The sequence below is a fragment of the Acidobacteriota bacterium genome (genome assembly GCA_022340665.1).
Classification (GTDB): Bacteria; Acidobacteriota; Thermoanaerobaculia; order Thermoanaerobaculales; family Sulfomarinibacteraceae; genus Sulfomarinibacter.
On record JAJDNM010000023.1, the window covers coordinates 1 to 19,717 of the forward strand.

Below are 19,717 nucleotides of genomic sequence, written 5' to 3' on the forward strand. Positions count from 1 at the left end.
CGACGACGACAATCAGCTCGATGAGAGTAAATCCCGCCGCTGGCGAATTCTGAATTCTGAATTCTGAATTCTGAATGCCGCGACGAGGGTTCGCCCCGAAGGTGCCAGGGGGGCGGGCGGGAATTCCCAATTCCGAATTCCTAATTCCAAATTTCATTACCTCACCAATCCGCATACTTGGTCCCGTCGATCGCGGTTCCTTCAGAACTGGTTCGTACGTCATATACGTTTTCACCACCCCAGCTGGTCGCATCGAGATCGTCCTGGTATGAGCGCAACTCCCAGTCGTCGCGAGTCATCGGGTCGACAGGAATTCTCCGCATGAATCTCATCTTGGTTTCCTGGCCAACGATCTCTATCCCTTCTACCAGCACTTCCAGGCTCTCCGGGTATCCTTCGCCGCCAACGGTGATCGGTATCAACCCCTGGTCCGAGAGCCTCTTGTACTCGTCGATCGCGGTTCTGATTTGCCGCAGCGCCAACCGAAGCTCGGCCTCCTTCTGGCGCTTCACCGTGAATTTCGCGACCGGCATCGCCATCGAGGCGAGGATAGCGATCAGGGCCACAACCATTACCAGTTCGGCGAGGGTAAAACCCAGTGAAGCTCGAGATCTGCGCCTCACCTTTCCTCCGGAACCCGATCCTCACCGGCAATGAACAGGGAGCCGTCGGACGCCGCCACCGGGACGCGGGTACCGTCGCCGGTCACTGCTCCGCTGGCAGATACGACGAGCGGCACCGGCCCCGAATCAATCGCCTGCACTTTCAGCGCTACGATCGCCTGCCCGCCCTCCACCGCGTTGGCAAATACCAGTTCGAGGTCGATCCAACCTTGCGCCTGATCGATCGAATTTCGCAGGATCTCCGCACCGGGCGCCGGCATGACGTCGTGGACCCAAACTCTGGACGGATCGTAGGCAATCCCGACCGGTAGCCTGTAGGATCCCGATCCGCCACGAACAACCAGCTGCAGAACAGTCTCCTGACCCGGTATCAGGGACACGACCGAAGGCTCGAGGCCCACCAGCAGCGGCGGCAATGACGGGTCGATGTCGCTGGTTGGAACGAAATCGGGCACATCGTCCCAACCGACATCCGTCGGTGACTCATCCTCATCAAATATGCTCTTTTTTTGCGGTGGCACGAGCTCGGTGCCCTGGTTGGGTGTCTGCTCCTGGGGGCTCACTCGCCGGGGCGCCGTAGGTCTTCTGGTGCTCGGTGCCCGCTGAGTCGCGCCGCTCTCGTCCGGCCGCACATTTCCTTCGGCTCCGGATCGCTCGTCGAAGGGTCCCCTGGGAGCGCGCCCCGATTGCACCCTGGGACGCGTGCCCGAGAACGAGATCCGGCTCTCGGTGCCGACCCAGACGGGCGCCAAGTCCTCTTCCTCGATGTCGGGGAAGCGGATGATCTGAGGCGTCAGGGTGAGCACGAGATCGGTGTTCTTGTCGGTGGTGCTCTCGGATCGGAAGAGACGACCGAGAAATGGTATGTCGCCGAGCAAGGGCGTCTTGGTCACGCCCGAGCTCTTGTCGCGTCTGATGAGCCCGGCGAGGAGGCTCGTTTCGCCGCTCTTCAGTCGGATGACCGACGTGATCGTGCGGGTTCCGATAGTGATTGCCTCTGTATCGCCCACGGCGACCGTCTCCCCGACGTTCGAGATTTCCACCTTGAGGTTGAGCGTGATCTCGCGATTGTGGTGGACGCGAGGTTCGACCTCGATCTGGATTCCGACGTCCCGGTATTGGAAAGAGGTGATCGGCACCACGCTGCCACCGATGGTGTTGGAGGTATTGAAGCTGGTGACCGGAATCGGCACCTGGTCGCCGATCATCAGGCTCGCCTTCTCGCCCTCGGTGATCCGAAGCTGCGGCTGGGCCAGGACCTGCGCCTCGCCGGAAGACTTGGCGAGGTTGATCAGGATCGAAGGCACGTTGATGTACCACATTCCCCGGGTGATGTTCTGGTAGTCGTCCAGGCCAACGCTTCCTTCCGGCGCACTGGGGTTGGTGTTGATGTCGGCCGGATCGAATCCGAGGTTGAAGCTGTAGGTCGACAGCGCCGTTCCGATGTCCGAATTCTTGGAGGTCGTGACGATCAGGATCTCCACATCGACCAACACCTCGGCCTTCGCCTTGTCGTTGATGCGGATGAGCTTTTCAGCGATGGCCACCTTGTCCGCGGTATCGCGCAAGGTGATCGCGTTGAGCTGCTCGTTGGTCGAGAGTCGACGCGCCTCGATCAGAGATCGCAGTAGCTTGTCGACCTCTTTCACATCCGCGTTCGAGAGGAAGAACGTCTTGATGACCAGGTCCTCGTAATCGCGGCGGTTCTGGGGAGTGTCCTCGGCGATGATGATGGAGTTCTCGTCGAGGACCTTGTAGAAATGCCCGGCCGCCTGCATCACCATTTCGAGCGCCTGCTCCGCGGTGAGTTCGCGTAGCTCGATGGCGAGCTTGTCATCCTTGAGCTTGGGGTCGAAGAGGGTGTTGAATCCGTAGGCTTTACCGATCGCGTCATAAATCTCCTTGACCGATTTTGGCCGTGGAAAGTTGAGTGTGATCGGCTCCTTGGACAGCGGATCGAGGACCGGCGGTTTGACCTTCGCCTGCCGTGCCTCCCTCTTCATCTCCTCCAGCCGGCGCGCGCCCTCCGGCGTCGACAGCAGTTCCATGTCCCTCATGACATCGTTCAACACCTGCTCGGCATATTGGTTGGCCGGATCAAGCTGGACGGCCATCTGGAGTTCCTTGCGAGCAGCCACGAGGCGGCCCAGCTTCTGAAGCATTACTCCGTTGTCGAAATGTTTTTGCGCCGCCTTCTGGCGTGCAAAAACGAGCTGCATCTTGTACTCGACGTTCTCCGGGTCCTCCGCCAGAGCCTGAAGATAGTGGTACACGGCAGCGTCCCAGTTCTTGTGCTTGAATGCATCCTCACCCTCATCTGCCGTCTTTTTGGCGGTGGTACACCCGATCGACCCGATGATCAGAACGAGTGCGGTCAGGATCGAAGAGGCCCGAGCGCTAATTTTCAGACAACGGTACACGAGTGTCCTCCGAAGGGGCGTATCCTACGTAGCCGATGACGACCGATTCCAGTCCGATCTCACGCACGATGAACAATCCGTCGAGCACAGTTCCGACGATCGCGACGTCGATCTCGTTCGAGCCTGGGCTGTCTCCAGGCTTGCGGAAAGCCGCCACGTGGAACTGTTCGGGCCCGAAGAACCCGATGTATTCGCGATCAAACGGCGGTGGCGGTGCCTTGATTTCGCCGTCTTCTCCAACTGCGAGACGTGGCGTCGGAGTCGGACGTGGTGGCAATGTGGGTCGGGGCATAGCAGTCGGCCGTGGTCTGGCGGTCGGTGTCGGGCGGGCCCGAAACGCGAACGGATTTCCACTTGACGGGATAGTCTGACGATCGTGCGAAACGAACGAATCCGTCTCCAGGGGCTCCAGATTCCTGGCCTCGTACTCGAGCGCAGCGGTTCTGGAGACGCCACCGCCGATGCCGCCCTCGCCGAGGAAGCGGATCATCGCCACGACCACAACAACTGCCAGGATGGTCAGCAGAATTGCCAGCCGCAGCCGTTCGTTGGCCATTTTTGCGTCAGCCATCGCTGGTCTCAGCGGCGGCCGAAATGCCGCCTGTCAACTGGCGAAGCCGACCTGCATCCGCCTCGGCCAGAAACGTCGCAATATTGACCTGGATCTTCAGGTCGCGACTCAAGGGATCTTCGTCCCCGGCGAGATTCAGGTCTTCTATCACCAGGAATTCGGGGCTCGATTGGAGAGCTGCCAACATCTGTCTGATCTGCGGATACTCCGCGTCGACGCCGAACCGAATTCCGAAGCGGATAAAACCCGTCTTTTGATCCTCTTTTGCGGTGTACGTGAATGTGCCCGGAAGCAGTCCGGCATCTCGAGTCGCAGAGCCGACTGCGCGAAGGATTCGGGTCAACCGCTCATCCAGGTTTCCGTACACCTCATGGTAGAGCCGGTCGAACTGACGGTTGATTTCCTCAACATCCCGGCGGTCCGACTCCGCCGCCGCCTCGATCTTTTCGAGGCGCGCGATCTCCCGCTCGAGCTCTTCGACCTGGTTTCGAATCTGGGCGCGCCGCCCCCCAGATTCGGACGTTTGCCACACGTAGAAGGTCGCCGCCACCACGCACAGCAGCACCGCAGGCAGCCACACCGCCAGCAGGCGACGCCACGGGCGGATGTCGATGGTCATGGCGCCTCCGGTACCGGGTGATAATTCACCCGCAAATTCATGGCATAGTCCGCGGAGGTTTCCTCAGGCGATGCCTCCATCGACGGCGTCGGATCCGAAAACCGAGGATCAGCAATCAGATTATCCAGCAACTGCAACATTGCTTCGCGGTTGTGCGCGACCAGCGCCAAAGACAGCGTCACCTCGTCTGTACCGACGCCCGGTGAGATTCGTGTCAAGCGCACGTCGTACGGCATGATCCGCTCGATGTCATCGAGCATTTCCAGCCAGGAGAAGGAATGCTCACGGAGAATCAGATTCGTGGCTTCGACACGGTGCGTGAGCGACCGCCACGGCAGCCTTTCCAGGGCTGCCACATCTTTCCGGACCTGTGTCTCGAGAAGCTCATGACGCGCGAGCAGCGCGTCTCGGCGTGCCATATCGTCGTCGAGCGCACGATCCGCAACCAAGAACAACCGCAAATCAGCGGCCAGCAGAATTGCCGCCGCCACTCCTGCGATGGCGGTCACGATCCAAACCGGCCGTGTATTGAGAAAAGGCCGCGTCGCGAGGTTTGGCGTGATCACCGTACCTCCCCTGACACGACTGCGAGAGCCGGCTCCAGTCTCGCCCACCCAATCCGTTCGACCACTGTCGTCGGGCCACACGGCGGTCGGGCCTGCTCGGGGGCCGGCGCCAGACCATCCTGCCGGTTCATCCAGCCGCGAAGCACCGCGTCGATTTCAGGGCGCTCGCAGCTCAACTTCACACCGATCTCGTCGTCAACCCCCAAGGCGTCGCGGATGAATCCGAGGGTCATTGCCGCCTCACGGACAACGGCCGTGCCATCCCCGTTGCCGGCAGGCAGGGGCTTCGTGCGCAAAAGCTGTGGCACTCCACCGATCAGGAACAGCAGCGACAAGCAACCTTCCTCGTGTTGAACCAAAAGAAATGGCGGAGCATCTCCGGAGAGTCGAGGAACGAGGGCGAAGAGTCGGGTCGTGACGAGTCCGACTTCGACGCCGATTTCGGAGAAACAGGCCTCGACGCTCGCTATCGCTCGTTCGATGCCAGCCATGACCAGCAGCCGTCGTCGCCCGTCGGCCTCGGGCAAGCGCACGATCGAGACACGAAGTTCTGCAGGTGGTACCGGCAGAAGTTTCTTGAGCCGCCATCTCACGACGTCGAGAAGCTCCTCCTCCCGTCGCGGCAATTTGTCGACTTCAAGCATGAAACTTCGTAGCCAACCGGTTGGCACGACCACAGCCGCCGTCCGCGCACCTTCGGCTGCTCCTTTGAGCTTGGCCAGCCTTGGGGTCACGACCTGACTCCGAACTGACTGAAGACCGACCGGCCCGACCTCTACACCGCCGCCCGGAACATCCTCCGCTGCGCAGTGCACCTCCTGGGTCTTCGTCCGATGGGCGATCGCCACCAAACCTGGATCGAACGCCCAGCTGGTCGACGGCGGCGGACTGGTGACCAGACGATCCCAGTTCATTCGACGAACGTCACCTTGTTGACGTCATGAAGGGAGGTTTCACCGGCAAAGACCTTCTGCAAGGCTGACTCGCGAAGGAACCTCATGCCCTCCGCCTTGGCCGCCCGTTTGATCTCAGCTGCAGCCCGACGATCGAGAATCAGCTGGCGAATATTGTCCGAGAGATTCAGAAGCTCGGCGATCGCCAGCCGGCCCCGATAGCCGGTCCCGTTGCATTCGATGCAACCACCACCCTCGAAGAATGTGAAGTCGCGATACCGATCCGGATCGAGTCCGGAATCCTCGAGCATGGTGTCGGAAATCTGCACCGGCCGCTTGCAGTGCAGACAGATGCGACGAACCAGACGTTGGGCAAGTACGCAATTGAGGGCAGCTACGAAGTTGTAGAGATCGACGTTCATGTTGAGGAAGCGGCCGATGACATCGACCACGTTGTTCGCATGAACTGTCGTGAATACCAGGTGCCCGGTCAGGGCCGACTGTACGGCAATCTGCGCAGTTTCCTCGTCCCGAATCTCGCCAACCATCACCTTGTCTGGATCGTGACGCAGAATGGACCGCAGGCCCCGGGCGAAGGTGAGGCCCTTCTTTTCGTTGACCGGAATCTGGGTGATCCCCTTCAGCTGGTACTCGACCGGGTCCTCGATAGTGACGATCTTGTCCTCGCTCGAACGGATCTCGGACAGGCAGGCATACAGCGAGGTCGTCTTGCCCGAACCGGTGGGCCCGGTAACCAGGACCATGCCGTACGGCTCGTTGATGAACTTCCTCAGCTGTCGCTTGGTGTCGTCCTCGAAACCCAGAACGTCGAGGTTGAGAGTCTTGAACTCGGCATTGGTGGACTCTTTGTCGAGGATTCTGATCACGGCGTCCTCACCATGAACAGTCGGCATGATCGAAACACGGAAATCGATGGTGCGGCCCGAGAATCGGACCTTGAAGCGTCCGTCCTGAGGAATTCGTTTCTCGGCGATATCGAGCTCCGACATAACCTTGATACGGCTGACGATGGTCGAGTGATGCCGCTTGTCGATGGACTTCATGGCCTGGTAAAGGACTCCATCGATGCGGTATTTCACCACGACTTCACGGTCCTGGGTCTCGATGTGGATATCCGAAGCACGCCGCTGAATGGCGTTGAAGAGAATCGAATCAACCAGTCGAATGATCGGCGACGAATCGGCGGTGATCCGATCGATGGACAGGACTTCCTCTCCGTCCTCCGCCTCCTGCACCAGCTGCATACTGAAGCCCTCGGTCGCCTCGTCCAATACTCGTTGGGTCGACTCAGATTTCTCGAGGATATCGGCGATGCGGTTGGCCGGCGCAACGGTCACCTCGAGCGGCCTCGCCAGTACGAGCTCTACCTCGTTGAGGTTGACCACATTGGACGGGTCCGCCATCACCACGTGCAACGTCTCACCCTCCGCCCGCAAGGGCAGGAATTGATAACGCAGCATGACCTCGACAGGAATCGTCCTGAAGAGTTCAGGGTCAACATGGAACTCGTGCAGCGGGTCGAAAGGAAGGTCGAGGCGGTCGGCCAACGCACGCGCGTTTTTCTCCTCTTCCTGTTCCTCCGTCTGCTGATCGAGCATGACGAGGTGTTTTTCGAGATTTGGATCAGTCGCCATATTTCCTCAGGCAATCCGGGTTACGATCGTGAGCAAAGGATAGTAGACCGCCAGCAAGAGTCCAGCAACGATCACGCCCATAACGACCAGAATCAAGGGTTCGAAGAGGGTGACGATGCGTCCAAGAGTGAACTCGATCGACTCGTCGAAGAAATCCGATGTGTGACTCAACATTTCGGGTAACGCGCCCGTCGATTCCCCGACCCGGATCATCGCCAACGCCAGGTTCGGCAGATATCCCGTGTCGTCAAGAGCGTCGGACAGCGGCCTCCCCTCCTGTACCTCCTGCACACAATCGAGAAACAGCTCCGAGATATATGCGTTGCTGATCGAGGTCGCAGCCGTTTCCAGGGCCGGCACCATCGGGGTTCCACCGCCGAGGAGGATCGCCAGCGAGCGACTGAACTGAGAGAGTGCAAAGAGATGCGTGAGCCGACCGAGCAACGGTATCTTCAGCTTCCAGCGATCGGTGATGAGGCGCCCCGAAGGTGACGTCCGCCAGACCCTTACTGCGTACCAGGCCGCGATCGCCCCACCCACTATCAGAATGAGATTGTTGCTCACGAACTCGGCCGATCCGATGACCAGGCGCGTCGGCACCGGCAGCTCTGTTTCGAACTGCAGATAGAACTGTGAAAAACTCGGGATGACATAGGTCATGAGAATGGCGACCAGTCCGGTCGCAAGGACCACCAGCACGGCTGGGTAGGTCAGGGCGCCAATGATCTTTTTGCGTACGGCCTCGACCAGCCGCTGGTACTCGACATATCTTTCGATGACCTGTTCGAGTTCTCCGGTGCGCTCTCCGGCCCGCAACGAGTTTGCGTAGAGCCGCGGGAAGGTGTCGCCAAGTGCAAGAAACGCATCCGACAGTGCAACTCCGGTCGTCACCTGCTGATGCAGTTTGTCCAACAAGGTCCTGAAGTGAGGATTGGATTGTTGCTCCTTGAGGAGGTCAAGAGACTGAGCCAACGGCATGCCTGCGTGAAGCAAAGTCTTGAGCTGGGTATTGAAGAGCATGAAGTCCTGCCCACTGACCTTCTCGGAACGCGAGAAGAACGGCAGTCGAAATCGGGACCGTGCCCCAGCCAGGCTGAATACGTGGAAACCTTCACCCTCGAGTTCACGACGGAGTGCATCTATGGAAGCCGCCACCCGCCGCTGCTCCACCAGTGATCCATCTGGGGCGCCGAGCCTACAGACGAACTCGGGCACTCAGTAACTCCCGAATTCCCTGGCGTGGACGATGAGGACGAGGACTTTTTCAGAATCCTCGGAATTGCCGGCGCCAATATAGACGGTCTGGTTGGGGGACAGGAGAACGCGAGTTCGAAGAATTTCGTTGGCCTTCAGAGTGCCGTCTGAAGCGAGCTCGGTTCGCTCGAGAACCAGATGTTGAAGTTGGAGACGATTGCCCGGGTCTGGACTGCCCCAAGGGGTCTCGCTCGAAAAATGCGGCACCTGTGGGACGAAGGACACACGGAAAGACGATCCGAGCTCGGCCTGCGCCCTCGAACCCAGTACGCCTTCGATGGTGGAGGCACCGATACGGTGGAACGAATCGACTTTGTACATTCGCCGCAGCCGTTCCTCGACCTCGACTTCGTCGATCGAGCCATAAGGCAGGGCCTTGCCACCTTCGAGGAGATCGACCCGAATGCCATATGAGCCAGGCACCTGGTCGAGCATTTCAATCAGCGCCGTCACACGAGCAATGATCTCGGGATCATCCTGGACGACAATCCTGGAGAGCTTCGGCTGCAGAGTCAGACTGCCCGTATCAGACAGCAGACCCTGCACGGCATCCGACGCCTCCGACACCGAAACGTGTTCGAGCCTGAAGACCCTCGACATCGTCTGCCCTTCGGTTGCAGAAACCGACGCGGCAATCACAGCGATCACCAGAAACACCAGAGACCGCCTCAACATCTCAGAGCTCCATCGCCGGATCGACAATGAAATACATCGCCGAATCAGAGTTATCGTCCGCCGCGAACTGATAGACGCGCACCGTCTCGCTTTCCATTTCAACCTCGACGCTCGGAGGCGGAGTCTTTGCTTCAAGATTCCGAGACGATTCTGCGCTCGACCTTGAGGGGATGCCGTTGCCGGTCATCCCGAGCCACGCGATGCCACCCCCGACGACGATGATCACCGCAGCTGCCGCTGCCAACCACGGCCGGCGGTTTCGGCTCAGGCGACGTTCGAGCCGATCATGGCGAATTCGCGCGGTGACCGAGCTGACACAAGCTTCAACCGCTTCGGCATCGGTTGGTGGATCCTGAGCTGCGGTGAAGAACAGACTCGGTTCCTCTCGCAGCGCTCGATTGCGACACGCCACACACTCTCGAAGGTGGCTTTGGAACCAACCCCGCCGATCCTCGTCAAGAGTCTCGTCAACGTAGGAACCGATCATCTCGCGGAAAATTTCGCAGTTCATTTCATCCCCTCTCGGATGCGGGTAGATACTCCGGGAAACGCTCTTTGAGCTCCCTTCGCAGCACCTTCCGAGCCTGAAAAACGTGATTACGAACCGTGGTCGCGGAACAACCCAACACCTCCGCTACCTCCGCCGTGTCGAAACCACTCATCTCCCGCAGCACGAAGGCGCTGCGCTGTTGCGGCGTCAACTCTTCTACGAGCTGCCCGAGGATATCGTCGGCCTCGCTTCTATCGAGCCGCGAAGCAGCATTTTCACCGTCTCCAACCAAGCGGAGCCGATGCTCGGTCCCTGCCTTGTGAGCCCGCTCCCGACTTGTCCGAGACCGCAGCAGGTCGATGGCGAGGTTGGTCCCGATACGATAGATCCAGGTAGAGAAACTGTAGCGGGGATCGTATCGGTCGAGTTTCTGCCAGGCCTTGAGGAACGCCATCTGCACGACATCCCACGCCTCGGCTTCATCAGCGAGGATTCTAAACACAGCCCGGTGAAGGCCGCCCGAATGCCGCCGGACCAACTCGGCATAGGCATCCTCGTCACCTTCCTTGGCGGCCTGGATCCACTCGCGATCACTCATGGCCGCCTCGTGACGCCCGCTGAAGTCCACAGGCTGCACACACAGGTTCTCCCTCACCATCGTTCCCCGTAACTGTTTACGGAGGTCCGAGGACTCGCGTTGGTCTCGTCAGAGAGGATCCTAGCACCACGATCGCGTCGGAACCGACCATGACCACGATTCATGGGAGTATTCTGACCGCAAATCTCACAAATGTAAAGAGTTAACACTTATTGATCCTCGATACTCAATGCTCGATACTCGATACTCGATGTTTGGTTGCCGCATCTGTGTCCCCAGGGGCGGGTAGGGGGATGGAGTGTCGAGTATCCAGGATCGAGTATCCGCCCTTCGGGATCAGCTAAGATCCTGCTAGCGAGCATGGAGGGTCGAATGGACATCTCGATCGAATACTGCGTGGTTTGAAACTACGAGCCTCGGGCCGCCGGACTGGCGGCCGAGTTGGACCGTGAGTTTGGTTCATCAACCGATCTGATCAAAGGGAGGAATGGCGACTTCGAGGTCGTAGTCGACGGGAAAACCGTGTTCTCGAAGCGTGCCCTCGGTCGATTTCCGGAAGACGGAGAGGTCGCCACAGCGATACGACGTCTATAGTCACCAAGTCTCCGTCGACCCAAGATCCTGCCATGGACGCCCGGGCAGTCTACTCCGGTTTGCGATCGTCCGATCCTAGCCGTCGGCGATAGATGTGCCGCTCGAGAATTCGCGAGTATGGTGTCCAGGCCTCGTCGTCGGATCCCTGAGCTGCGATCGCCTCCACCATCCCCGCCATCTTCGAATCCAGGTTGTCGACCATGTGCACCAGAAGGGCTTCCGGGGTCTTAGGCCGACGGGGGGAGCCAAACTCGTACTCACCGTGATGGGCAAGGAGAATGTGCAGGAGCTGGCGTCGGGTTTCGGGTGGGAACGACTCCAGCTCGGCTATCTTCCTGTCGACGTACAACGTCTCCATCGGAATATGGCCGATTAATCTGCCATCGTCCGTGTATTCGATCGATGCACCGATATCGAGCTCCCAGATCTTTCCGAAATCGTGCAGCAGGCATCCAGCAACCACGAGATCGTCGTTCAGTTGGTAGTGCCGCGCCAGGTCTCGCGCCACAGTGGTGACTGACAGGGAGTGTTCGAGTAGGCCGGAGCGAAAGGCATGATGCATCGAGCGAGCCGCCGGCGCAGCCTTGAACAATCTCTCTATTTCCGAATCCGAGAAGATCCTGAACAGGAGCTGGCGGAGGTTCGCGTCAGAGACCTCTTCGATGAGCCTGTTGATTTCCTTCCACAGGTGGTCGGGGTCTTGAGCCGATGAGCGCACGAAAAGATCGTCTTTCACCGATTCACCCGGAAGGAGTTCGGCCTGGCGCACCACCACCTGCAGTTGCTGGTTGTAGCGTTGCACCTGGCCTTTCACCGAGACGACGCTGCCGGGCTCCAGGGTCTCCCGAAGCTTCTCTACGTTCTGCCAGACCAGGGCCGCCACCTCGCCCGTCTTGTCCCCCAGCGTGGCCGCGAGATATGGACCCCCTCCTCGGCGCTGACGAACATCTACCCCGCGTACCGCATAGCACTCGTCGACGTCCGTGCCGGCACGCAGGTCCCTGATCCACACTCTTTTCGGGTCGCTGAGTGCAGACATCTCAGGCGCCGCCCAGGTTGGCGAACACGATGTCGAGGTACTCCCGGTGGACCTCGACCAGATATTGCTGCCGGAGCTTCTCCACAAGCCCCTTCGTCTGGCCTTCGTAGCTTTCTGCCGAACGTTCTCTTCGGAGTTGCTCGGCAACCTCGTCGAAGGACTGGTATCCCGCGGGAATCCTCTGTACGAGGCGGACGACCTGAACACCTCCGGGGACAGTCAGCGGATCCGCTACGCCACCTTCCTCGAGCGGTTCCAGCGCTCGTTTGAGATCCGGCCTGCAATCGTCCACCGGAATCTGCCCGAGCTCCTGAAGCTCTGAGCCGGCAAGGGTTGCCTCGGCTTTGAGGTCGGCCCCGTCCCTTACCCTTTGCACGAGCCCCTGCGCACGGCGGTTGAGATCGGCCGCTCCTGCTTCATCCGAAGTCAGAAAGACCTGTTCCAATTCGACCATTGCCGGCACCCGAAATTTCTCCTTCTCGACCTCGTACTGCTGCTTGAGCTCTTCTTCGGTGATCTCGACGGGCCGCACCTCTCCCTGAACCGTGCGTTGCACAGTAATTGTCCTCCGATAGCGCTCGCGCAACGCTTCGACTGTCAGGCCCGAACTGGCGAGGGCCTGCTCCCAGGCCTCATCATCCTGGAGGTTGTTTTCCTCTCGGAGGTTGGCGAGAGCCTGATCCACCATCGCGTCGTCAACCGTGAGGCGCTTCTCCGTCGCCCGCTCCATCAGAATCATCTCGCTCACCATTTGTTCGAGGAGCATGTCGGTGAACTGGCGCAGCTCTTCGTTGTTCGGCTGGTTCGGCATCTGGGTGAGCTCCTGGCGCACCCGTTCGGTAAATTCGGATATTGTGACGATTCGATCGTTGACGCGAGCCAGGATCCCCTCGACGAGAACCCGCTCCGATGCCTGAATCGGCACGGCTGCCATCAGGACACCGATCAGCAATCCTGGAACTCGAAAGCGCATTTTCCTATCCTTCCGCATACCTACCTGTGTACGGAAACCACAGGTTGGTGTCGTAGATTTCAATTTCGATCCTGGTCGAAAGCCTCTGGATGCAGCCCCGAGTGTGTTCGCGAATTTTCTTCTGCGTGAACTCGCTGCGTACCGCGGCTTCGACCTCGGCCAGGTCCGGAGGCCCGGCGGGAATCACCTCCAGGACCTGAAACACATGATAGCCAGAAGGCCCTTGCACGGGCTCGGAAAATTCTCCTGGCGCCAGGGAGAAAATCACCGCATCGATTTCTGGCGAGAGCGCGCCCTGATCGAAAAACCCGAGCTCGCCACCATCCGCCGCATTCGGCGCCCGACTCATGTTGCGCGACACTTCGACGAAGTTTTCGCCCGCGTTCAGGAGTCGAAGGGCCTCGAGACCCTCCTCGTGACTGTCTACCAGAAGCTGCCTGACGTGGGCCTTCGCCGGACGCTCGTGTTCCGCCCTTCGACCGACCTCGGTCGCGATTTCGTCCGCGGTCAGATTGGGCGCCGGCCCGCACAACTCGTCGAGGAGCCATTGCACCTCTGACGGACCCATCGGCGAGGAGCTGTCGGGGAGCGACACCTCTCTCTGACGCGCCGCTTCCAGAACCACCTGTCGGTCGAGATATTGGTCGAGCAACCCGGACAACACGTGTGCGCTCACCGCCTGCCATGCCTCACCAGTCACGTCACTGACGTAGCTCTGAAAGGTGGTGATTCCGACCGTTTGCCCCCCGACCCGTGCCAAATCGGTTTCATGTGCCCCACACGCCATGACCATGGCCGCACCGAGCGCCGCGAGGATTCGACACAAGGAACGCAAGTCGCTCATCAGCAAAGAGTACCATGCTCATTCAAGCTCAGCTGGGATCGTCGATTACGGCTGAGCTGGAATGAGGGAGGTGTTTGCGGTAAAGCGGGCGGAGAGCCCAGCCGAAGACGCTGCCCATTGGCCGTCCCGTAAATGCCGAAGCCATCCGCAGCAATCCCTCGCCGACCAGGAGATAGTCGAGAAGGAGGAGGAATGCCGGCGCCGATCCGAGGTCGTCTTGGAAATTGGAAACGCCACCGACGAGCTCGGCCGCAGCACCCGCAACCGTCAACCAGGAAGCTCGAACGCCGAGCTCCTCGGCCCAGCGCAACTGATCCGATGCCGGACCCAGGGTCACTGCAGCCGTCACCAACATCGTTCGTACAAACGACGGAGGCTTTTGACCCTCGAACGTGGTCGGCGAGCGTTCTTCTGCTTTGCCGGCCACCCCTCGATCCGTGCAACAGAACGGTACACCGAGGAACGATCCGATTGGCTCACCACCTCCTGCGGCCGAGGCCAAGCGCACGATGCCGCTTATCAAGAAAATCGGCCCCGGAAGGGCAAGAATGAGCGGCATGAACAAACCGCCGCCAACCGCCATCAATATGATCTGGACTGTTCCCGCGGCCCCGGCCGCGAGCTCGAGGACGGCCGAAATCTGGGTCGCACGTTCCGCCGGAAAGCCCCACTCATTCGCCCACTTTTTCTGAAGATCCGCCGGCGCCAGACCGAGCAGCGGAAGTAGCAACAGGGTTATTGCCCGTTTCCGCAGTTTCCGTGATTCGAGCTCCTCCTCTTCGGCGACTGTTCGAATCGACGCTCGCTCGAGCTCGAACACGGTGCGCATCGCCTTCGGTTCCTCCCAGCGGCACAACGACCATCTCTCACCTTTTCTGGTGGCCACCCGGTCCACAACCTCAAAGGGTCGTCCGCCCCACAGCACGGCGGTCCCGGGCGCCAGTCCTTCGCTCACCCGCCACGGGAGCTTCAGGCGCGGGCTAAAAACGTGCAGCTGGCCGTCACTGCCATGATTTACACGAACACCGAAACCGAGATCTTCTCCCTGAGGCAAGTCCACGCTGTTATGGTACTGCTACGAGAGCCCGCCAGGGCTATTGTCCTTCCGCCCGCAACGATTCCAGGAAGCGGATGATCTCTTCCATGTCCGCCTCGTCTCCAGCGACCGGAAGGGTGATTTCCCCGTTCGGGCTCACCGCCGCGCCCCGCCAATCGCCAACCACGTCAGCAAAATCGGAGGAGGGTTTGACCGCCGGGTCCATGCGGAGCCGCCACTTGCGCGCTCGCCGAACCACCGAAGTCATCCCCGCTCTGCGAGCGGCCATGCGTACCCGTTGGGCACGAGCGAGATCGTCGACCTGTGGGGGGGCCGGTCCGTATCGATCGGACACCTCCTCGAGCAGTGACGCGAGCGCCTCGTCGTCGTCACAAGCGGCGAGCCGTTTGTAAAAGCTCAGGCGGAGGGAAGGCTCGGGCAGATACCTCTCCGGTAGCTGGAGGTCCATGCCGAGACGAAGTTCGACCTCGCGTTGAGTGTGCGGAACCCGGCCCTCGAGCTCGGCCACAGCCTCCTCGAGGAGTTGACAGTAGGTCTCGAACCCCACGGCCTCGAGAAATCCGTGCTGTTCGGCCCCCAACAGGTTCCCGGCACCGCGGATTTCCAAATCTCGGGCCGCAATCCGGAACCCGGCGCCGAGCTCGCAGAATTCTTGGATGGCCGCTAGCCGTGCGCGCGCCGTTGGCGTCAGGCTCAGGCCCGGAGGCACCATGAAGTAGGCGAAAGCGAGACGCTCAGACCGACCGACGCGCCCCCTCAGCTGGTAGAGCTGCGCGAGACCGAAACGATCCGCGCGGTTGACCAGAAGGGTGTTGGCGTTGGGGATGTCGAGCCCGTTTTCGATGATCGCCGTCGCCAGGAGCACGTCTGCTTCGCCCGACAAAAACGTGTGCATCGCGCGTTCAAGGTCGCGTTCCGACATCTGACCGTGGGCCACCACGACCTTCGCTTCCGGAACCGTACGACACACCCAGTCGGCAAATGCACCAATCGATCGAACACGATTGTGGACAAAATACACCTGCCCTCCGCGCTCCATCTCGTACAGGATCGCCTCGCGAACCACCTCCTCCGAGAACTCGATCACGCTCGTCTCGACCGCTTGGCGGTCGCGTGGGGGAGTCTCGATGATCGAAATGTCCCGAAGGCCGCTTAGAGACAGGTTCAAGGTGCGCGGTATCGGGGTTGCGGACATGGCGATCACGTCGACCTCCGTGCGGAGCTTTTTGAGGCGCTCTTTCTGAGCTACCCCGAACCGCTGCTCCTCGTCGAGAATCACCAGGCCGAGATCGCGGAAAAGAACCGAATCGGCGAGTAACCGGTGGGTTCCCACTACGATGTCGACTCGACCGTCTCGTAGGCCCTCGACGACCTCCGAGGCCTCGCTCCTTGAGACAAATCTCGAGAGCATCCGCGCCTCGACGGGAAATCCCTCGAGCCTCCGCCGAAATGTCTCCAGGTGCTGATCCACGAGAATCGTGGTTGGCGCCAGGACCGCCACCTGCTTTCCGTCAAGCACCGCCTTGAAGGCGGCACGAATCGCGACCTCTGTCTTGCCGTAGCCGACATCGCCACACAACAAACGGTCCATCGGGCGCGCCGACTCCATGTCTTGCTTGATCTCGGCCACCGCGCGGTCCTGGTCGGACGTCAGCTCGAACTCGAAGGCTTCCTCGAACTCCCTTTGCCAAGGTGAATCCGGTGAGTACTCGTAACCTTTCGAGGTCTGCCGTACGGCTGCCAACCGAAGCAGCTCCGCCGCCATTTCCCGGATCGCTTTTTTGACCCTCGCCTTGCGCCGCCGCCAGCTTCCACCTCCCAGGCGATCGAGCTTCGGCGGAACCTCGGTCTCGCCCGAGGCGAATTTCTGAATCAGGTCCGCGCGCTCCACAGGCACCATCAGGGAGTCTCCCCCGTGATACGCCAGGGACAGCATCTCCAGCTCCCGCCCCTCCACCGTCACTCGCCTGAAACCCTTGAATCGCCCGATGCCATGATCGAGATGGACGACCAGGTCCCCGGGTCTGAGATCGCGGAGATCCGACACGAACGCTCGCGCACCCGGCCGGCGGCGGCGGGGGCGGGGCACAGAGGTCAGATCGCGTCGTCCATAAACCGCGAGCACGTTTTCCCAAACGAACCCGCGCTGCAATTCACCTTCGACAATTGCCACGCTTCCCGGCGGGGGCGTCGTGGTTAACGGTTCCACCTCTCCTTCTCTCAGCAGATGTGCGAATCGCCGACCTTCTCCCGGGGAACCAACAACCAGCGTCTGGACCATGTCGCAGGCGCGTCGCGACCGCAACTCGGGCACCAGATCCGGCAATCGGCGCACGAAGCTCTCCGCCGGGCGGGTCGCCAATCGGCGCCATTTCGTCGATCCATCCACCAGCTCCAGCTGTTCTATGCGCAATGAGGCATCGTCGATCGACGGCCAGAGCTTCTCCGGATCGGAGAGCAGGCGATCGGGAGGCGGAATCTCCATCGTGCGTTCGCTGAGAGTCTTCCACTCTCGATCCTGCACCTGCCACCAGCGTGCGAGCGCACCCGTCACTTCGTCTCGATCACACACTACGACGTTTTTCGCGAGGTCGAGCCAGCTCGTCGACTCGCTCCCCAGATGAAGCGCTCCCCACCAGAGACGTCGCTCCACGCCTTCGGCCATTTGAACCGCCAGAGCCGGGTATTCGGCCTCGAGCTGCGCCGATATCTCGGCAAGAACCTGTGGCTTAGCTGGAAAGACATCGATCGGAAGCAGCGAGAGCTCGTCGATCTGTTCGTCGGAACTCCTCTGGCTGGTTGGATCGAAGCTCCTGATCGACTCCACACACTCGTCATCGAGCTGGAGCCTCATACCCTTCTCTCCGCCGGCGTGGATATCTACCACCCAGCCACGTATCGCGAAATCACCGGCCTCTTCGACCAGATCGACGCGCCGATAACCCGCCACACTCAGCTTTTCGGCCATCGATTCGAGATCGACAACCTGCCCTACATGCAATCGGAGGGTCGCTTCGCTGATCGCGTTCGGAACCGGCACCGGCGAGCCGAGCACGCGTGCCGGCACGACCACGAGATCCACGCCACCCTCACCGATGCGTTGCAGGAGATCGACCGTCCGAAGCCGCGCTGCAAGCGAAGGTTCAGTACCAAGATAAGGACCCGCAAATTCTGCCGGAGCGAGGCCCACTCGCAGATCCGGCGCGAGCAAACCCAGGCCCGCGGCAAGGTTCTCCGCGTCTCGTGTGCGCGGCACGACAACCAGGGTGAGATCCGTCGGCCACCCGTGCTCCGCGAGAGCGGCCATGACCAGGGCGCGGGCACCGGGGACCACGCCACCGACCGCGAGTCCAGGCACACCGTCCCTGAGCTCACGGGTGAGAGTGGCCAGGTCCGGCAGTGGATACTTCATCACAGAGGCATCGATCCTACAGCGTTTCATGCCTGAGCACTCACTCTTCCCGAGAAGATGCAGAGGGGAAAGGCGAGAAGGAGCAGAGGAGATTACGTATCCTCGCCCCTTCTTCTTTTCTCAACGAGTCGGGTTATCTGACCTTCGAAGAGCCAACGCCGCGGTCAATCACACCATCTTGAGCAGATGCCCCATTTTGAGCTTCTTGGTTTCGAGGTAATCCCGGTTGCTGTCGGTGGGAGGCACTTCGAGCGGTACGCGCTCTACGATTTCGAGGCCAAAACCGCGCAGCGCGGTGTACTTTTTCGGGTTGTTGGTCATCAACCGCAGCCGCCTCGCTCCGAGATCGACCAGAATCTGGGCTCCGGTTCCGTAGTCGCGCGGATCCGCCTTGAACCCGAGGTGGAGATTGGCCTCCACGGTGTCCTCACCGTCATCCTGGAGCTCGTACGCGCGCAGCTTGTTGAAGAGACCGATGCCCCGGCCCTCCTGGAGCAGATAAAGCAGTATTCCGGAACCCTCTTCTGCGATCCTGCGCATCGCTGCGTCGAGCTGGGAGCCGCAGTCGCACCGGCGGGAGGCGAAGACGTCTCCAGTCAAACACTGAGAGTGGACTCGAACAAGAACTGGCTCGCTCGAGTTGATCGATCCCATGACCAACGCCACATGCTCCTCACCCGTCACCCGATTGCGGTAGCCGAAAATGCGGAAATCTCCCGCGTCTGTCGGCAGAGCTGGGCCCGCCACGCGTTCGACGAGCTTCTCCGTCCGCATGCGATGAGCGATGAGATCAGCCACCGTGAGGATGCCGAGGCCGTGTTCGCGGGCGAATTGCTCGAGCCGCGGCAGCCGTGCCATCTGACCGTCGTCGTCCATGATCTCGCACAGGACCCCGGACGGCGTCAGGCCGGCCATCCGCGCCAGATCGACCGACGCTTCGGTGTGGCCGGCCCTCTTGAGCACCCCTCCTCGCATCGCTCGTAGGGGAAACATATGGCCGGGACGCTGAAGATCATTTGGTCGAGTCTTCGGGTTGACGATCGCTCGCACGGTCGCCGCACGGTCGTGAGCGGAAATGCCGGTCGTAGTCCCTTCGCGGACCTCGACGCTGACCGTGAAGGCCGTGCCGTGGGCCGAGGTATTCTTCTCGACCATCAGCGGTAGCTCGAGCTCGTCACAACGCTCGCCCGTGATCGACACGCAAATCAGGCCACGCCCGAAACGGGCCATGAAGTTTATTGCCTCAGGGGTCACCATCTCGGAGGCGAGAATCAGGTCGCCTTCGTTCTCTCGGTCGGCATCGTCGACGACGATGATCTGCTCACCGCGCGCGATCCTCGCCGCTGCCTCTTCGACCGTGATAAAAACGTCGTTGGTTTCCGTCATGCACTCTCCCATGTTCGCCGACACACAGCGAGCCCGAATGGTAGCCGT

Annotated in this window: 19 protein-coding genes; 1 reads left to right on the forward strand and 18 read right to left on the reverse strand. The window is 60.5% G+C overall.

Annotated elements, in window-relative coordinates; translation table 11 throughout:
* The 12 genes from LJE93_03095 to LJE93_03150 all read right to left on the reverse strand — a co-directional run.
* A partial coding sequence (locus tag LJE93_03095) for a prepilin-type N-terminal cleavage/methylation domain-containing protein (protein MCG6947886.1) occupies window positions 1–157 on the reverse strand: 157 nt, incomplete at its 3' end.
* Between the two features lie 4 nt (window positions 158–161).
* Complete coding sequence (locus LJE93_03100) at window positions 162–623, reverse strand: type II secretion system GspH family protein (GenBank protein MCG6947887.1); 462 nt, start codon at window positions 621–623, stop codon at window positions 162–164.
* Complete coding sequence (locus tag LJE93_03105) at window positions 620–3,043, reverse strand: hypothetical protein (protein MCG6947888.1); 2,424 nt, start codon at window positions 3,041–3,043, stop codon at window positions 620–622. The genes LJE93_03100 and LJE93_03105 overlap by 4 nt, the downstream gene beginning before the upstream one ends.
* On the reverse strand, window positions 3,021–3,614 hold the full coding sequence (locus LJE93_03110) for a hypothetical protein (protein ID MCG6947889.1): 594 nt from the start codon (window positions 3,612–3,614) through the stop codon (window positions 3,021–3,023). Before LJE93_03110 ends, LJE93_03105 begins: the two co-directional genes overlap by 23 nt.
* Entirely contained in the window at window positions 3,607–4,233 is a 627-nt protein-coding gene (pilO, locus tag LJE93_03115; GenBank protein MCG6947890.1) for a type 4a pilus biogenesis protein PilO, read from the reverse strand. The genes LJE93_03110 and pilO overlap by 8 nt, the downstream gene beginning before the upstream one ends.
* Window positions 4,230–4,799, reverse strand: a complete 570-nt coding sequence (locus tag LJE93_03120) for a hypothetical protein (protein ID MCG6947891.1) — start codon at window positions 4,797–4,799, stop codon at window positions 4,230–4,232. Before LJE93_03120 ends, pilO begins: the two co-directional genes overlap by 4 nt.
* Window positions 4,796–5,713 carry a hypothetical protein gene (locus tag LJE93_03125; protein ID MCG6947892.1) on the reverse strand — a complete coding sequence of 306 codons (918 nt, stop codon included), beginning with the start codon at window positions 5,711–5,713 and terminating at the stop codon, window positions 4,796–4,798. The genes LJE93_03120 and LJE93_03125 overlap by 4 nt, the downstream gene beginning before the upstream one ends.
* Entirely contained in the window at window positions 5,710–7,347 is a 1,638-nt protein-coding gene (locus tag LJE93_03130; GenBank protein ID MCG6947893.1) for a GspE/PulE family protein, read from the reverse strand. The genes LJE93_03125 and LJE93_03130 overlap by 4 nt, the downstream gene beginning before the upstream one ends.
* A 6-nt stretch (window positions 7,348–7,353) precedes the next feature.
* Complete coding sequence (locus LJE93_03135) at window positions 7,354–8,562, reverse strand: type II secretion system F family protein (GenBank protein ID MCG6947894.1); 1,209 nt, start codon at window positions 8,560–8,562, stop codon at window positions 7,354–7,356.
* Window positions 8,563–9,276: a hypothetical protein gene (locus LJE93_03140; GenBank protein ID MCG6947895.1), complete on the reverse strand. Its 714-nt coding sequence runs from the start codon at window positions 9,274–9,276 to the stop codon at window positions 8,563–8,565.
* 1 nt (window position 9,277) lies between these two features.
* A complete protein-coding gene (locus tag LJE93_03145) occupies window positions 9,278–9,787 on the reverse strand; it encodes a zf-HC2 domain-containing protein (GenBank protein MCG6947896.1) in 510 nt (169 codons plus the stop codon).
* Between the two features lies 1 nt (window position 9,788).
* Window positions 9,789–10,364 carry a sigma-70 family RNA polymerase sigma factor gene (locus LJE93_03150; GenBank protein MCG6947897.1) on the reverse strand — a complete coding sequence of 192 codons (576 nt, stop codon included), beginning with the start codon at window positions 10,362–10,364 and terminating at the stop codon, window positions 9,789–9,791.
* Between the two features lie 429 nt (window positions 10,365–10,793).
* Between LJE93_03150 and LJE93_03155 the strand changes: the two genes are divergently transcribed.
* Window positions 10,794–10,958 (forward strand): Rdx family protein, encoded by a 165-nt coding sequence (locus tag LJE93_03155; GenBank protein MCG6947898.1) that lies wholly within the window; start codon window positions 10,794–10,796, stop codon window positions 10,956–10,958.
* Window positions 10,959–11,007: 49 nt separating this feature from the next.
* Here the strand turns inward: LJE93_03155 and LJE93_03160 are convergent, their stop codons facing one another.
* The 6 genes from LJE93_03160 to LJE93_03185 all read right to left on the reverse strand — a co-directional run bounded on the left by LJE93_03160 (window position 11,008) and on the right by LJE93_03185 (window position 19,669).
* Window positions 11,008–11,997 carry an HD domain-containing protein gene (locus LJE93_03160; protein ID MCG6947899.1) on the reverse strand — a complete coding sequence of 330 codons (990 nt, stop codon included), beginning with the start codon at window positions 11,995–11,997 and terminating at the stop codon, window positions 11,008–11,010.
* 1 nt (window position 11,998) lies between these two features.
* A complete protein-coding gene (locus tag LJE93_03165) occupies window positions 11,999–12,970 on the reverse strand; it encodes a SurA N-terminal domain-containing protein (GenBank protein MCG6947900.1) in 972 nt (323 codons plus the stop codon).
* Between the two features lie 4 nt (window positions 12,971–12,974).
* Window positions 12,975–13,814: a peptidylprolyl isomerase gene (locus LJE93_03170; protein ID MCG6947901.1), complete on the reverse strand. Its 840-nt coding sequence runs from the start codon at window positions 13,812–13,814 to the stop codon at window positions 12,975–12,977.
* Between the two features lie 28 nt (window positions 13,815–13,842).
* Complete coding sequence (locus LJE93_03175) at window positions 13,843–14,874, reverse strand: hypothetical protein (protein ID MCG6947902.1); 1,032 nt, start codon at window positions 14,872–14,874, stop codon at window positions 13,843–13,845.
* A 34-nt stretch (window positions 14,875–14,908) separates the two neighbouring features.
* Entirely contained in the window at window positions 14,909–18,283 is a 3,375-nt protein-coding gene (mfd, locus tag LJE93_03180) for a transcription-repair coupling factor (protein MCG6947903.1), read from the reverse strand.
* 168 nt (window positions 18,284–18,451) lie between these two features.
* The gene (locus LJE93_03185) at window positions 18,452–19,669 is read right to left on the reverse strand and encodes a bifunctional 3,4-dihydroxy-2-butanone-4-phosphate synthase/GTP cyclohydrolase II (GenBank protein ID MCG6947904.1); all 1,218 of its coding nucleotides are present in this window, start codon (window positions 19,667–19,669) and stop codon (window positions 18,452–18,454) included.
* Window positions 19,670–19,717: the final 48 nt, after the last annotated feature.

Excerpts from the sequence above, each read along its gene's own strand:
- LJE93_03185 (MCG6947904.1), bottom strand. The coding sequence starts at position 19,669 with ATGACGGAAACCAACGACGTTTTTATCACGGTCGAAGAGGCAGCGGCG.
- LJE93_03150 (MCG6947897.1), bottom strand. The coding sequence starts at position 10,364 with ATGAGTGATCGCGAGTGGATCCAGGCCGCCAAGGAAGGTGACGAGGAT.
- LJE93_03145 (MCG6947896.1), bottom strand. The coding sequence starts at position 9,787 with ATGAACTGCGAAATTTTCCGCGAGATGATCGGTTCCTACGTTGACGAG.
- LJE93_03165 (MCG6947900.1), bottom strand. The coding sequence starts at position 12,970 with ATGCGCTTTCGAGTTCCAGGATTGCTGATCGGTGTCCTGATGGCAGCC.
- LJE93_03170 (MCG6947901.1), bottom strand. The coding sequence starts at position 13,814 with ATGAGCGACTTGCGTTCCTTGTGTCGAATCCTCGCGGCGCTCGGTGCG.
- mfd (MCG6947903.1), bottom strand. The coding sequence starts at position 18,283 with ATGAAGTATCCACTGCCGGACCTGGCCACTCTCACCCGTGAGCTCAGG.
- LJE93_03140 (MCG6947895.1), bottom strand. The coding sequence starts at position 9,276 with ATGTTGAGGCGGTCTCTGGTGTTTCTGGTGATCGCTGTGATTGCCGCG.
- LJE93_03130 (MCG6947893.1), bottom strand. The coding sequence starts at position 7,347 with ATGGCGACTGATCCAAATCTCGAAAAACACCTCGTCATGCTCGATCAG.
- LJE93_03125 (MCG6947892.1), bottom strand. The coding sequence starts at position 5,713 with ATGAACTGGGATCGTCTGGTCACCAGTCCGCCGCCGTCGACCAGCTGG.
- LJE93_03160 (MCG6947899.1), bottom strand. The coding sequence starts at position 11,997 with ATGTCTGCACTCAGCGACCCGAAAAGAGTGTGGATCAGGGACCTGCGT.
- pilO (MCG6947890.1), bottom strand. The coding sequence starts at position 4,233 with ATGACCATCGACATCCGCCCGTGGCGTCGCCTGCTGGCGGTGTGGCTG.
- LJE93_03110 (MCG6947889.1), bottom strand. The coding sequence starts at position 3,614 with ATGGCTGACGCAAAAATGGCCAACGAACGGCTGCGGCTGGCAATTCTG.